The 13978-nt window shown below is 58.8% G+C and carries 11 protein-coding genes; 6 read left to right on the plus strand and 5 right to left on the minus strand.

The window, feature by feature from the left end; genetic code table 11:
• From AWU82_RS05310 to AWU82_RS05325, 4 genes are all read left to right on the plus strand, one after another.
• Window positions 1-837: an ABC transporter permease gene (locus AWU82_RS05310; protein ID WP_011333175.1), complete on the plus strand. Its 837-nt coding sequence runs from the start codon at window positions 1-3 to the stop codon at window positions 835-837.
• Entirely contained in the window at window positions 824-1624 is an 801-nt protein-coding gene (locus tag AWU82_RS05315) for an ABC transporter permease (protein ID WP_064378700.1), read from the plus strand. The genes AWU82_RS05310 and AWU82_RS05315 overlap by 14 nt, the downstream gene beginning before the upstream one ends.
• Window positions 1621-2610, plus strand: coding sequence for an ABC transporter ATP-binding protein (locus tag AWU82_RS05320; RefSeq protein WP_007960200.1), 990 nt, complete (start codon window positions 1621-1623; stop codon window positions 2608-2610). Before AWU82_RS05315 ends, AWU82_RS05320 begins: the two co-directional genes overlap by 4 nt.
• 111 nt (window positions 2611-2721) lie before the next feature.
• The gene (locus tag AWU82_RS05325; protein ID WP_064378699.1) at window positions 2722-3375 is read left to right on the plus strand and encodes an HAD family hydrolase; all 654 of its coding nucleotides are present in this window, start codon (window positions 2722-2724) and stop codon (window positions 3373-3375) included.
• Between the two features lie 45 nt (window positions 3376-3420).
• On the opposite strand, the gene AWU82_RS05330 is transcribed toward AWU82_RS05325, so the two are convergent.
• Window positions 3421-4383, minus strand: a complete 963-nt coding sequence (locus AWU82_RS05330; RefSeq protein WP_064378698.1) for a putative NAD(P)H-quinone oxidoreductase, PIG3 family — start codon at window positions 4381-4383, stop codon at window positions 3421-3423.
• A 181-nt stretch (window positions 4384-4564) separates the two neighbouring features.
• Here AWU82_RS05330 and AWU82_RS05335 point away from each other — a divergent pair, with 181 nt between their 5' ends.
• Window positions 4565-6649, plus strand: coding sequence for a carboxy terminal-processing peptidase (locus AWU82_RS05335; protein ID WP_170929008.1), 2085 nt, complete (start codon window positions 4565-4567; stop codon window positions 6647-6649).
• A 134-nt stretch (window positions 6650-6783) separates the two neighbouring features.
• Complete coding sequence (locus AWU82_RS05340; RefSeq protein WP_064378697.1) at window positions 6784-8574, plus strand: bifunctional diguanylate cyclase/phosphodiesterase; 1791 nt, start codon at window positions 6784-6786, stop codon at window positions 8572-8574.
• Window positions 8575-8590: 16 nt separating this feature from the next.
• Here AWU82_RS05340 and AWU82_RS05345 read toward each other — a convergent pair whose 3' ends face one another.
• The 4 genes from AWU82_RS05345 to AWU82_RS05360 all read right to left on the minus strand — a co-directional run bounded on the left by AWU82_RS05345 (window position 8591) and on the right by AWU82_RS05360 (window position 13970).
• Window positions 8591-9007 carry a hypothetical protein gene (locus tag AWU82_RS05345; RefSeq protein ID WP_064378696.1) on the minus strand — a complete coding sequence of 139 codons (417 nt, stop codon included), beginning with the start codon at window positions 9005-9007 and terminating at the stop codon, window positions 8591-8593.
• 145 nt (window positions 9008-9152) lie between these two features.
• Window positions 9153-9518, minus strand: a complete 366-nt coding sequence (locus tag AWU82_RS05350; RefSeq protein ID WP_084776876.1) for a hypothetical protein — start codon at window positions 9516-9518, stop codon at window positions 9153-9155.
• 6 nt (window positions 9519-9524) lie between these two features.
• Window positions 9525-12638 carry an RHS repeat-associated core domain-containing protein gene (locus tag AWU82_RS05355; RefSeq protein WP_223290673.1) on the minus strand — a complete coding sequence of 1038 codons (3114 nt, stop codon included), beginning with the start codon at window positions 12636-12638 and terminating at the stop codon, window positions 9525-9527.
• 243 nt (window positions 12639-12881) lie between these two features.
• Window positions 12882-13970: a DUF1615 domain-containing protein gene (locus tag AWU82_RS05360; protein WP_064380878.1), complete on the minus strand. Its 1089-nt coding sequence runs from the start codon at window positions 13968-13970 to the stop codon at window positions 12882-12884.
• Window positions 13971-13978 lie beyond the last annotated feature (8 nt).

Below are 13978 nucleotides of genomic sequence, written 5' to 3' on the forward strand. Positions count from 1 at the left end.
ATGACTCGCGGCAAATGGCTCGCCGCCCTATGCCTGGTGCCTTTCGCACTGTTCTTTATCGTGTTCGAAATCGCCCCGCTGATCTGGGTGATGATCAACAGCCTGCAATCGGAAGAATTCGGTTGGGGCTTTGCCAACTTCAGCAAGATCTTCAATTCGAAGTTCTATCTGCAGGCGATCCAGTACAGCCTCGAAATCAGTTTCTGGTCGAGTGTGTTCGGGATCATCATCGCCGTGCTGGGCGCCTACTCCCTGCGCCGGGTCGATTCAAAACTGCGCAACTTCGTCAACGCCTTCGCCAACATGACCAGCAACTTCGCCGGCGTGCCCCTGGCGTTTGCGTTCATCATCCTGCTCGGCTTCAACGGCAGCATCACCATCATGCTGAAGCAGGCCGGGATCATCGAGGACTTCAACCTGTATTCGAAAACCGGGTTGATCATCCTCTACACCTACTTCCAGATTCCCCTCGGCGTGTTGCTGCTGTACCCGGCATTCGACGCCCTGCGTGAAGACTGGCGCGAATCCGCCGCACTGCTCGGCGCCGACAGCTGGCAGTTCTGGCGCCACATCGGCCTGCCGGTACTGACCCCGGCCCTGCTCGGCACCTTCGTGATCCTGCTGGCCAACGCCCTCGGCGCCTACGCCACGGTCTACGCCCTGACCACCGGCAACTTCAACGTATTGCCGATCCGGATTGCGGCGATGGTCTCCGGTGACATTTCCCTCGACCCGAACCTGGCCAGCGCCCTGGCCGTGGTGCTGGTGGCGCTGATGACCCTGGTGACTGTCGTGCACCAACTGCTGTTGAAGAGGAGCTACCATGTCTCGCGCTGAATCCGGCCCGGCCGGCGTCTACCACCGCGTCGTGGTCTATCTGTTGTTCGCCATCCTGCTGCTGCCGCTGGTGGGCACGCTGATCTACTCGATTGCCAGCAGTTGGTCGGCCACCATCCTGCCCAGCGGTTTCACCCTCAAGTGGTACATCCAGTTGTGGAGCGATCCGCGCTTTCTTCACGCCTTCGGCCAGTCGCTGCTGGTGTGCGTCGGGGCGCTGATCCTGTCGGTGGTGCTGATCCTGCCGCTGCTGTTCGTAGTGCATTACCACTTCCCGAAACTCGATGCGCTGATGAACATCCTGATCCTGCTGCCCTTCGCGGTGCCGCCGGTGGTGTCGTCGGTGGGGCTGTTGCAGCTTTACGGTTCCGGGCCGTTTGCGATGGTGGGAACGCCGTGGATCCTGATCGGTTGCTACTTCACCGTGGCGCTGCCGTTCATGTACCGGGCGATCACCAACAACCTGCAAGCGATCAACCTGCGCGATCTGATGGACGCTGCCCAACTGCTCGGCGCCAGCACCTTTCAGGCAGCCTTCCTGGTGGTGCTGCCGAACCTGCGCAAAGGCCTGATGGTCGCGTTGCTGCTGTCGTTCTCGTTCCTGTTCGGTGAATTCGTGTTCGCCAACATCCTGGTCGGCACTCGCTACGAAACCCTGCAGGTTTATCTGAACAACATGCGCAACAGCAGCGGCCACTTCACCAGTGCGCTGGTGATCTCCTACTTCTTTTTCGTGCTGGTCCTGACCTGGGTCGCCAACATCTTGAACAAGGACAAAAGCGAATGAGCTATGTCAGCGTCCAACACCTTCAGAAAAACTACGCCGGCACCACGGTGTTCAGCGACATCAACTGCGAAATCCAGAAGGGTGAATTCGTCACCCTGCTCGGCCCGTCCGGTTGCGGCAAATCCACCCTGTTGCGTTGCATCGCCGGGCTGACGCCGGTGGATGGCGGCAAGATTCTGCTCGATGGTGTCGACATCGTGCCGCTCACCCCGCAGAAGCGCGGGATCGGCATGGTGTTCCAGAGCTACGCGCTGTTCCCCAACATGACCGTCGAACAGAACGTCGCCTTCGGTTTGCGCATGCAAAAGGTCAATGCCGACGACAGCCACAAGCGGGTTGCCGAAGTGTTGAAACTGGTTGAACTCAACGATTTCGCCAGTCGCTATCCGCATCAGCTGTCCGGCGGTCAATGCCAGCGTGTCGCCCTCGCCCGTTCGCTGGTGACCCGTCCGCGCCTGTTGCTGCTGGATGAACCGCTGTCGGCCCTTGATGCGCGGATTCGCAAACACCTGCGCGAACAGATCCGTCAGATCCAGCGCGAACTCGGCCTGACCACGATCTTCGTCACACACGATCAGGAAGAAGCCCTGACCATGTCTGACCGCATTTTCCTGATGAATCAGGGAAAGATCGTACAAAGCGGCGACGCCGAAACCCTCTACACCGCCCCGGTCGACGTATTCGCCGCCGGCTTCATCGGCAACTACAACCTGCTGGATGCGGAGAGTGCGTCGAAACTGTTGCAGCGGCCGATCAATCACCGCATCGCGATTCGCCCGGAGGCCATCGAACTCAGCCTCAACGGGGAGCCCGACGCGCAAATCCGCAGCCACAGCCTGCTGGGCAACGTGATTCGCTACCGCGTCGAAGCCCGCGGCGTGGAACTGGTGGTGGATGTGCTCAACCGTTCGGCGGCGGATCTGCATCCTGACGGCCAGCGCCTGTCGCTTTCCATCGATCCCACCGCCCTGTGTGAGGTAGCTTGAAAACAGCTGCAAGCTTCGAGCTACAAGCTTCAAGCTGTAGACTGCGGCATACCTGATTCCAATTCTTGCTGCTCGAAGCTTGTAGCTTGCAGCTGTTCTCGGAGAGAACCGATGGCCCTGGCAATTTTTGATCTGGACGAAACCCTGATCCACGGCGACTGCGCCACCCTCTGGAGCGAGCAGATGGGGCGCCTGGGCTGGGTCGATCCCGAGTCGTTCATGCGCCGGAACAACGAGCTGATGGACGCCTACAGCCATGGCAAGTTGCGCATGGAAGACTACATGGACTTCAGCCTCGAACCGCTGATCGGTCGCACCCCGGAGGAAGTCGAGCACTTGGTTGGCCCATGGGTTGAAGATTTCATCGAGCCGATCATCTTCAGCGACGCCACCAAAACCATCGCCGCCCATCGCAAGGCCGGTGACCGGATTCTGGTGATCTCGGCCTCGGGCACGCACCTGGTCAAACCGATTGCCGATCGGCTGGGCATCGACGAGGTGCTGGGAATCGAACTGGAAGTGGCGCATGGCGTGTACAGCGGCCGCACCGTGGGCACGCTGACCTACCGCGAAGGCAAGATCACCCGCTTGCTGGAATGGCTGGATGCCGAAGAGGAAAATCTTGAGGGCGCGAGTTTCTATTCCGACTCACGCAATGACCTGCCGCTGCTGCTGAAGGTGGATTACCCGCATGTGGTCAATCCGGATCCGGTGTTGCTGGCAGAGGCCGAGAAGTCCGGCTGGCCGATCCACCTCTGGAAGTAAGCGATGGTCTTGTGGGAGCAGCCCTGCTCCCACAAGCATTGATGATCAGCTCAGGCTTTCGTCGATCACCAGCACCAGCTTCCCTGCCACGGTGTTGCTCGCAAGTTCTGCAAACGCAGCCTCGGCATCCTTGATCGGGAACGCCTTGGCCAGTTGCGCCTTCAGGCGCCCTTCGGAAAACAGCGGCCACACGTGCTGGCTCAGATCGCTGAACAGATCGGCCTTGAACTGATCGTCACGGCTGCGCAGGGTCGAGCCCAGCAGTTGCACGCGCTTGGCCAGCACCTGGGCCAGATCCAGTTTTGCCTCACGGCCGCCCATCAGACCGATCAGCACCCAGCGTCCGTCCTGGGCCAGCAACTTCAGATTCAACGCCGAATAATTGCCGCCCACCGGATCCAGAATCACATCGAACGGCCCGAAATCCCGCAGGCTTTCCAGATCGTCGGTGCGCACCACCCCGCCCTGGGCACCCAGCGATTCGCAGTAGGCCAGCCGCTCGGCCGAGCCGACGCTGACCCAGCACGGATTGCCGAAAGCCTTGCACAGTTGAATGGCGGCTGAGCCGATGCCACTGGCTCCGGCGTGCAGAAGAACTTTCTCACCCGGTTTGAGCGCAGCGAGTTGAAACACATTCAGCCAGACGGTCGCGTAAACCTCGGGCAACGCCGCCGCTTCAATCAGCGACACGCCTTCCGGAACCGGCAGCACATGCCGTCCGTCGACGACCACCTCTTGCGCCATCCCGCCCCCGGCCAGCAAGGCGCAGACCCGGTCACCGACCTGCCAGGACGAGCCCGCGCCGACCTCGCTGATCACCCCGGAGCATTCAAGACCCAGCACTTGGCTGGCACCTGGAGGGGGTGGATAAAGTCCGGCTTTCTGTAATAAATCCGCGCGATTGAGGCCCGCTGCCGCCACCCGGATGCGAACTTGTCCTACATCACATGTAGGACTTGGTTCATCAACCCATGCCACTTGACCTTCAACGCCTTGCAATGCCTTCACAGTGCCTCCATAGTGAGTCTGGACTGAGCCCGAAGCTGTAGCGCCGGGCTTTTTGCATTATGCGACCGGCCCTGGGGTCTGAACGAACGCTGAACAGCAGTTATCGTACAGAGCGTAGAGGTACCGGCGACTTCAAAGACGGCCTAATATGCGTTATCAATTGTCCCCGCGTCGAATCAGCATGAAGCATCTGCTCCCCAGCACCGCCCTCGCTCTTTTCATCGGTATCGGTCTGTTGCCGGTGTCGGGCACCACATTCGCAGCCAACAGCTGGGACAAGTTACAGCCTGATCGCGACGAAGTGATCGCCAGTCTGAACGTCGTCGAGTTGCTCAAGCGTCACCACTACAGCAAGCCGCCGCTCGACGATGCGCGCTCGGTGATCATCTACGACAGCTACATCAAGCTGCTCGACCCGTCGCGCAGCTATTTCATGGCCAGCGACATCGCCGAATTCGACAAGTGGAAGACCCAGTTCGACGACTTCCTCAAGAGCGGTGACCTCAACGCCGGGTTCACCATCTACAAGCGCTATCTGGATCGCGTGAAGGCGCGTCTGGACTTCGCCCTTGCCGAGCTGAACAAAGGCGTCGACAAGATGGACTTCACCACCAAGGAAACCTTGCTGATCGATCGCAAGGATGCTCCGTGGCTCAAGTCCACCGCCGAACTCGATGACCTGTGGCGCAAACGCGTCAAGGACGAAGTGCTGCGGCAGAAGATCGCCGGCAAAGAGCCGAAGCAGATCCAGGAAACCCTGACCAAGCGCTACAAGAATCAACTGGCGCGTCTGGACCAGACCCGCGCCGAAGACATCTTCCAGGCGTACATCAACACCTTCGCCATGTCTTACGATCCGCACACCAACTATCTGTCGCCGGATAACGCGGAGAACTTCGACATCAACATGAGCCTGTCCCTCGAGGGCATCGGCGCCGTGTTGCAGAGCGACAACGATCAGGTGAAAGTCGTGCGTCTGGTGCCGGCAGGCCCGGCCGACAAGACCAAGCAGGTTGCTCCGGCCGACAAGATCATCGGCGTTGCCCAGGGCAACAAAGAGATGGTCGACGTGGTCGGCTGGCGTCTGGACGAAGTGGTCAAGCTGATCCGTGGCCCGAAAGGCACCGTGGTGCGTCTGGAAGTCATCCCGGCCAGCAATGCGCCGAACGATCAGACCAGCAAGATCGTGCCGATCACCCGCGAAGCGGTGAAGCTCGAAGACCAGGCCGTGAAGAAGTCCGTGCTTAACCTGAAACAGGACGGCAAGGACTACAAGCTCGGCGTGATCGAGATTCCGGCGTTTTACCTCGACTTCAAGGCCTTCCGTGCCGGCGATCCGGACTACAAGAGCACCACTCGCGACGTCAAGAAACTGCTGACCGAGCTGCAGAAAGAGAAAGTCGACGGCGTGGTCATCGACCTGCGCAACAACGGCGGCGGTTCCCTGCAGGAAGCGACCGAGCTGACCAGCCTGTTCATCGACAAGGGCCCGACCGTGCTCGTGCGTAACGCCGATGGCCGGGTCGATGTACTTGAGGATGAAAACCCGGGCGCGTTCTACAAGGGCCCGATGGCGCTGCTGGTCAACCGCCTGTCCGCCTCGGCTTCGGAGATCTTCGCTGGCGCGATGCAGGACTACCATCGTGCGCTGATCATCGGTGGCCAGACCTTCGGCAAAGGCACCGTGCAGACCATTCAGCCGCTGAACCATGGCGAACTGAAACTGACCCTGGCCAAGTTCTACCGGGTTTCCGGTCAGAGCACCCAGCATCAGGGCGTACTGCCGGACATCGATTACCCGTCGATCATCGACACCAAGGAAATCGGCGAAAGCGCCCTGCCGGAAGCCATGCCGTGGGACACCATCCGCGCGGCGATCAAACCGGCGAGCGATCCGTTCAAGCCGTACCTGGCCCAGCTGAAATCCGAGCATGACACCCGTTCCGCCAAGGACGCGGAGTTCGTGTTCATCCGCGACAAGCTGGCCTTGGCGCAGAAGCTGCTGGAAGAAAAAACCGTCAGCCTCAATGAAGCCGAACGCCGTGCCCAGCACGCCGACATCGACGCCAAGCAACTGGCGATGGAAAACATCCGTCGCAAGGCCAAAGGCGAAGAACCGCTCAAAGAGTTGAAGAAAGAAGACGACGACGCCCTGGCAGCCGCCGAGCCTGACAAGGTCAAACCGGAAGACGACGCCTACCTGAGCGAAACCGGGCGCGTGCTGCTGGATTACCTGAAGCTGAGCAACCAGGTCGCAAAGAAGTAAGGTGATGGCAATTTAATGCTGGCGATCCCCGGATCGTCATCAAACAGTCATCATTCTGTCGTGCAATAAAGGACTGGGAGCTGTTCTCTTCATCGAGAACGCTCCCAGTCCTTTTTTTATTGCCAGAGATTGCCATGACCACGACCGAACAGCTGAGTGCCTTGAGCTCGATACTGACTCAAAGCGGATTACACAGCCTGTTCCAGCCGATCATTTGCCTCTCCGAACGGCGCATTCTCGGCTACGAAGCCCTGACCCGCGGCCCGTCCAACAGCCCACTGCACTCCCCCATTGCCCTGTTCGCCGTGGCCCGCCAGGCCGGGCGCTTGAGCGAACTGGAAATCGCCTGCCGCCAGAGCGCCTGTCGTCGTTTCAACGAACAGCAATTGCCGGGCAAGCTGTTTCTCAACGTCTCTCCCGAATCCTTGCTTGAAGCCGCGCACCAGCCGGGGCGCACGCTGCAGCTGCTTCAGGATTTCGGCATTCCACCGAGTCAGGTGGTGATCGAACTCACCGAACAGACGCCAATCGATGATTTCCAGTTGCTGCAAACAGCACTGCATCACTATCGGGCGATGGGGTTTTCGATCGCCCTCGATGATCTTGGGGCCGGTTATTCGAGCCTGCGCCTGTGGTCGGAATTGCGGCCGGATTACGTGAAGATCGACCGGCACTTTATCGACGGCATTCATCAGGATGCGTTGAAGCGCGAGTTTGTCGGATCGATCCTGCAAATCGCCAAGGCCTCGCGAGCTCAAGTGATTGCCGAAGGCATCGAGTTGCCGGAAGAGTTGGCGGTGCTGACCGAGATGGGTGTGGATCTGGTGCAGGGCTACCTGCTGGGTCGCCCTCAGGAACACCCGCCGCGCGATGCCCGCGCCTTGATGCCCAAACACGATAGCAGCGCCGTTGCACTGAACGATGAAGGCAGCGATCTCAGCGCTCTGCTCAACGATCAACCGGCCGTGAATCGCGACACACCGACTGCCACCGTACTGGAAGCCTTCCGCCGCCAGGCCAACCTGAACTCGCTGGCGGTGCTCGACGAACAGGGTCAGCCGTGCGGCATCGTTCATCGTCACTCGTTATCCGATGCGCTGCTAAAACCCTTCGCCACCGACCTGTTCGCCCGCAAACCGATCAGCCGCCTGATGAACGACGACTTCCTCGCCGTGGAAATGAGCCAGTCGCTACAACAGGTCAGCCGCCTGATCACCAGCCGCGCCCGGCAACGCATCGAAGAGGATTTCATCATCACCCTCAACGGCAGCTACTTGGGCCTGGGCCGGGTGATTGACGTGCTCAAACTGATTACCGAGCTGAAAATCCAGCAGGCCCGCTATGCCAATCCGCTGACGTTGTTGCCGGGGAATGTGCCGATTCAGCAATGTTTGACTCGATTGCTGCAACAGGGGCGCGAGTCGGTCATTTGTTATGTCGACATCGACAGCTTCAAACCCTTTAACGATATCTATGGGTATGGGCGTGGGGATGAGGTATTGCTGTGTCTGGCGCAATGCCTCAACGAACGCGTCGACCCGTCCCGCGATTTCGTCGGGCATATCGGCGGCGACGATTTCCTGTTGGTGCTCGGCCCGGAGGATTGGCGCAAACGGCTAAACCAATTGCTTGATGACTTCCAGAGCCAATGCCGGCGTTTCTACCGCCCGGAACATCTGGAGGCTGGGTGTTTTGTTGCGCCGAACCGCCAGGGTATTCGTCAGGAGTTTCCGTTGCTGTCATTGTCCATTGGCGTGGTGCATCTGCATCCTGAAGCGTGTGCGCAACTGGATGCGAGTCAGTTGGCAGAGATGGCTTCGCAGGCGAAGCATCATGCGAAGAATGTTCCTGGGTATAGCGTGCATGTTATCGATAGCATACGTGCGCTACCTTTTAACGAGGCGCTCGTTTCAGGTCATCGCTGATTTAAAGGCTCGATAACTACCATGTTGACCGATCCTCTCCAGCGGCTTTCGCAAGATCCTCCCTCCAAGCTTCCTTCGCAAACTTATAGATATCTTGGAAGAAGCCGCGTGGATCTTCTAGAGAGTACCACTCTCCCCGCGGCCAACTTGCTGCTTCGTATTCATCGACCTCGAATAACTCTTGAAAGTCATAATTTTGCTCCAAGAGCAGCAACTCCAAACTTTCAACTAGCACTAGCTTATGCCTATAGGAGAGGTATGGCAGATTAAGACAATACTTCCTGATAAGAAGCTCTCCATCAGCGGAATCATTAGGATTGTAAACCTCGAGTTCGGCACCTCGAGTTCCCTCCCGATCATAAACGTCGAAAACGCCTATAAACCACATCAAATCCGGTTCAAACTCTTCATTTAAATATGGATCTTTTAACATCACTTCATCGCGATTGGAAACGTGGCGAACTGGCTTTGGTTAAATAAATTAGCTCCCACAATTTTTACCATCATTATAAAGACCAAATAAACAACCAACCTACCAAAAACCCTAAATACAAAAACCTCAAAGGTAGATTGTAATTCTATAAATCTTTAACTTTACCTATCTCAGCCTGATATAAGGAAAGACATTCTAGCAACACGCGCATAAAGCCACGCCCATCGACTATCTCGTCAGAAAATAAAAAACTCCTCTTTTCCAAAACCTCAACAAATGTTTCTCCTCTTTCCAGATAATAGGAAATCGTATCAATTATCCAACACCTATCCGATTCAGAGTAACCAACAAATTCCGGTTTCAGAGCAGCATCAAAAACTCTAATCAAATCAGAAGAGTCATTTACATCAGCCAGACATATTAGTTCTTCAACGGCCCCTTCGTGAGGATAGTCAATATCGAAGATAAATAGAAAGCCAGGCAAAATTGAAAGATTTGGATTACGTTTCATTTTATATCAATCCACATAAGCCGTTATAACCTCACCATGACTATTGAGTATAACGACAGTTCTTGTTGGCTCTATATATTCCACTTGCTTCCCTCTATACCCCTCTCCAACCTTTCTTCCCATTTCTACTGGGAGCGATGAAAGCGATAGACTCCCAGTCCGTCGGAAAATTAATTTAGCACGATTAATTGCATTCAATTGATCCCTATGACTCATAAATTTAGTTGCAGCTCGCGGAATGCTTGGCTCCAAAAGCTTAGTTTTTTTATTTAGTTTCATCTCAACTTTACCCGTAGTAGGGTTTTTAGCATATAGCAGACGTTCTTGCTGCGAAGCAAGAGTAGTTTGGGCGCCATGTTTTTGTAAAAAATGAGATTTTTTGTTAGCGCTTTCCATATATCTCAACTCTTTTAATGCAATATTTTCTGCCAACTCATCAATTCTCGCCCTCCGCTCTTGCGCCGTCATCTTCGGTAGCGCCGGCTCGCCCTCATCAACAACCGAATCGCTCACCCCATCCGGCACCGGACATCCCGGCTTATTCGGCGGCGGACAGTTGGAGCTCAACCCCAACGGATCCACCCACCCCGTCGGATTCGGCACGTACTGGTACTGGTTCAGTCCACCCGCCAGCTTCACCGGATCCGGCGTCAGATACCGCCCCAAGTCAGGGTCGTAGTACCGGTGCCGGTTGTAATGCAGTCCGCTTTCCTCATCGAAGTACTGCCCCTGAAACCGTAGTGGCTGGTTCAGGTAGTCCTCGGTCGCCAGTTCCAGCGAGGTGACCTTGCCGTAGGCGCTGTATTTGGCTGACCAGACGATCTCGCCGCTGTAGTCGGTCAGTTCCTGCGGGGTTCCGAGGTGGTCGAGTTGGTAGTAGAACGGGCAGGCGCGTTTCGGGCCTTTGCCGTCGAGCATGGCCAATGGGCGGAAGGTGCCGGGTTCGTAGATGAAACTTCGGTGCTGTTCCTGGCTGCTTTCGGCGATCAGGTGGTCGCCTTGCCAGAAGAATTCGGTGGTCTGGCCGTTGACGGTTTTGCGGATGCGCCGGCCGAAGGCGTCGTATTGGTAGGTCGCGCTGGTGCCGTCGGGGCGGGTGAGGCCGATCAGGCGGTGCTGGCTGTCGTAGCGGTATTCGGTGACGAGGGTTTGCGCACGGCCGCGGCGTTCGCGGATCAGGTTGCCGAAGGCGTCGTAGTCGTAGTGGCGGTCGCCCTGCATCAACAGGCGGTTGCCTTTGATCTGCATCGGGCCGGGGCGATCCTGCATCAGCAGGTTGCCGGCCGGGTCGTGGGCGAAGGTTTCCGGCACATCGTTGCGGGTGTGGCGTACGCGGATCAGCCGGTCGAGGGCGTCGTACTGGTAGCTGCGCTGGCCGTGGCGGGTGTCGGCGATGTGTTCGAGATTGCCGTTGGCGCTGTAGGCAAAGTCGCGACGGTACAGCGCACTGCGTTGATGGCCTACGGCGTGGGCGCGTAAGCGGCCCTGTTCGTCGTAAGAGTATTCGCTGAGCAGCAGGCCTTGCTGGCGCTGCTGTTCGCGGCCGTTCTGGTAGACGTGACGGGTAAGCAAGGCGCCGTTGAGGTCGATCGCGGTCAGCGCGCCGCCCTTGGCGTAGTGATAATCGAGCTTGCTGTTGTCCGGCAGGCGCAGGCGGGAGAGCTGGCCGCAGGCGTCGTAGGTGTAACGCAGGGTGCCCCAGCCCTGATGCTCGCGCACCAGCCGGTCCTGCAGGTCGTATTCGAAAGCCAGCGGGTGATCCTGGCCGTCATCCACGCCGACCAAACGGCCGAGACGGTCATAGCGGTAGCTGACCTCGACCCCGTCCGGCAGGGTCTTGAGCAGCAATCGCCCAGCAGCATCACGTTGATAGCCGGTGACCAGCGTCGAGCCGTCGTCGCCGAACTCGGTCTTTTCCAGCAGGTGGCCGTTGCGGTCGTAGGCGTAGGCGGTGCGCCGCCCATCAAAACCGGTTTCCTGTCGGATCAGTCCGGTGGGCGTGTAGTCCAGCCGATACTTTTCGCCGGACTCGTTCTCGATTTCCGTGAGCAACAGCTGCGCATGGTCGTAGCGGTATTGCAGGCGCGTGCCGTCGGGGTTGATCCGCCGGCTGACCAAATGCAGGTCGTCGTCATATTCGTAGCGGGTGATGCGCCCCAGTTCATCGCGTTCGGCGGTGATCTGGCCGTAGGCGCTGTAGGACCAGGCGCGGGTGGCACCGTTAGGCAGCGTCGTCTGGATCAGCCGGCCAACGGCATCCCATGCATGACGGGTGACCGCGCCATGCTCGTCCTGCGCCGTAATCCGCCGCCCTAGCGCATCGTAGGAAAACTTGCGAACCCCACCGTCCGGCAGACTTTCTTCGACCAGTTGGCCCAGGTCGTTCCACACGAACACATGCCGACCCGAATCCGGATAACGGATCGACAGCAACCGGCCCTGTGCATCGTGGTGGTAATGGGTGACATGGCCGTCCGGGTCGACCGCCTCGGTGATGTCACCCTGGGCATTGCGCCGGTACGTCCACACCGCATCGCCGCGTGAACGGCTGTGCAGGAAACCATTGCGGTACTCGTAGGACGTCGGCGCATCGTCCGGCGGAATAAGCGCGATCAGCCGTCCGGCATCGTCGTAGAGGTATTCGGTGACCGCCCCCAGCGCATCCTGCTCGGCGACCAGCCGGCCTTGCGCGTCATAGGCCTTGAGCTGCTCGCCACCGTCGGCGGCGACCTGACGCACCAGCCGCGCGGTGTCGTCGTGGACGTAAGTTTCCTCAGTGCCATCGACGTAATGCACCGTGACACGGCCGGCGTCATCCCAGACGTAACGCGTATCCATCTGCGAAAACGACGCCCAGTGCCGCACGCAACGCGCCGCCTTGCCGGCACGCTCCCACGCCCAAAAGAAGCTCGCGCCGCCGGCCAGTTGCCGTTGCAGGATGACGTGCTGGTCGTCGTAGTCGTAACGCTCGCTTTCGCCGACCGCATTGGTCGCCTCAATCAGCCGATGACGGGCGTCGTACCTATAACGGGCGAGGGTCTGCTCGGTGCGCCAGGCAGACTCCCGAAAAACCTGATAATCGACCGCGACCAGATGCGCCCGCTCATAGCGCAGCAACAAGGAACGACCAGCGCCGTTGTCGAGGCGCTCAATGCGATCCAGGCGATCCCGCGTAATACGCAACCGGTTACCGTAGGCATCGCTGACCGCCGTCAGACGCCCAGCCCGAAAGTGATAAAACCGCGCCGCGGCTCGGATCGTCTGATCGAAAGCCGCGTTGCTTGAATGAATGGCTTGACCGCAACAACCCAGAAAAAACCCGGCTCCCGTCAGCCGGGTTTTTTTATACCTTTTTGATCGTCCTCAGCCCTTGGCCATGCAGCGCCGATAACGCTCGTCGACCCGTTTGGCAAACCACGCCGTGGTCAGTTTGCGGGTGATCTTCGGGCTCTGCAGCACGATGCCCGGCAACACCGCACGGGGCAGTGACTTGCCTTCCGCACGCTCCGCCAGCTCGAAGACCCGTTGATACAGTTTGGTCTCCTCGAAGGCCAGGCTATCGCCCTTCTCCAGTTGATCGCGGATCACCGGATTGCGCATGCCCAGTGATTTGCCGAGGGCGCGCACCGCCAGTTCAGTGCTGCCCGGCATGATCGCGCCCGGGCGGATCAGGTCGCCATCCAGCGCCAGCGGAATCCCCGACGCCCGGCTGACCGCGTTCTGAAACGCCGCATTGCGACTGGCGTACCAGCCGGCGTTGAAGTCGGCGAAGCGGTACAAAGGTTCGCGGTAACTCACCGGATAACCGAGCAAATGGGCGATGCCGAAATACATCCCGCCGCGACGGCTGAATACCTCGCGGCGAATCGTCCCGTCCACCGGGTACGGATAGTCCTTGGCGTGCTGTTCGGCGAATTCGATGCTGACCTGCATCGGCCCGCCGGTGTGCACCGGGTTGAAACCGCTGAACAGCGTGCGGCCCATCGGCACCGAGCCGATGAAGTCGTCAAAAATCGCACTCAATTCCTTTTCGCTGCGGGCGGCGCTCAGGCGTTCGCTGTAGGTCTTGCCGTTGGGCGAGCGCACCTGCAAGGCACCGCTGACCAACAGGCTCGGGATATGCACCTTGGCGGCGCGGCGGTCGATTTCGTCACGGGCGATCTTGCCCAGGCCGGGTACCGGCGGATCGACTTGGAAAGTGGATTCCTGCTCGGTGACGGCCAGCACCGAACACAGATTCTGTGTGGTCGGGCTGATGCCCTGGGCCGCGAACGCGGCGTAGATGTCGGTGGCCCAGCCTTGGCGGTCAACGGTTTTTGCTGGCAGCAGGCGCACGATCTGCGCCTTGACCTCGGCGGGCGGGCGCGGCGCCGGTTCTTCGCTGCGTTGACCGGCGCAACCGGCCAGTACCAGCAGCGCGGCGAGGCTGACGAATAATCGAGGGGTGTGCATAACGCTTC

The organism is Pseudomonas glycinae, from assembly GCF_001594225.2.
Taxonomy (GTDB): domain Bacteria; phylum Pseudomonadota; class Gammaproteobacteria; order Pseudomonadales; family Pseudomonadaceae; genus Aquipseudomonas; species Aquipseudomonas glycinae.

Excerpts from the sequence above, each read along its gene's own strand:
- AWU82_RS05350 (WP_084776876.1), bottom strand. The coding sequence starts at position 9,518 with ATGAAACGTAATCCAAATCTTTCAATTTTGCCTGGCTTTCTATTTATC.
- AWU82_RS05325 (WP_064378699.1), top strand. The coding sequence starts at position 2,722 with ATGGCCCTGGCAATTTTTGATCTGGACGAAACCCTGATCCACGGCGAC.
- AWU82_RS05360 (WP_064380878.1), bottom strand. The coding sequence starts at position 13,970 with ATGCACACCCCTCGATTATTCGTCAGCCTCGCCGCGCTGCTGGTACTG.
- AWU82_RS05335 (WP_170929008.1), top strand. The coding sequence starts at position 4,565 with ATGAAGCATCTGCTCCCCAGCACCGCCCTCGCTCTTTTCATCGGTATC.
- AWU82_RS05340 (WP_064378697.1), top strand. The coding sequence starts at position 6,784 with ATGACCACGACCGAACAGCTGAGTGCCTTGAGCTCGATACTGACTCAA.
- AWU82_RS05345 (WP_064378696.1), bottom strand. The coding sequence starts at position 9,007 with ATGTTAAAAGATCCATATTTAAATGAAGAGTTTGAACCGGATTTGATG.
- AWU82_RS05310 (WP_011333175.1), top strand. The coding sequence starts at position 1 with ATGACTCGCGGCAAATGGCTCGCCGCCCTATGCCTGGTGCCTTTCGCA.
- AWU82_RS05320 (WP_007960200.1), top strand. The coding sequence starts at position 1,621 with ATGAGCTATGTCAGCGTCCAACACCTTCAGAAAAACTACGCCGGCACC.
- AWU82_RS05315 (WP_064378700.1), top strand. The coding sequence starts at position 824 with ATGTCTCGCGCTGAATCCGGCCCGGCCGGCGTCTACCACCGCGTCGTG.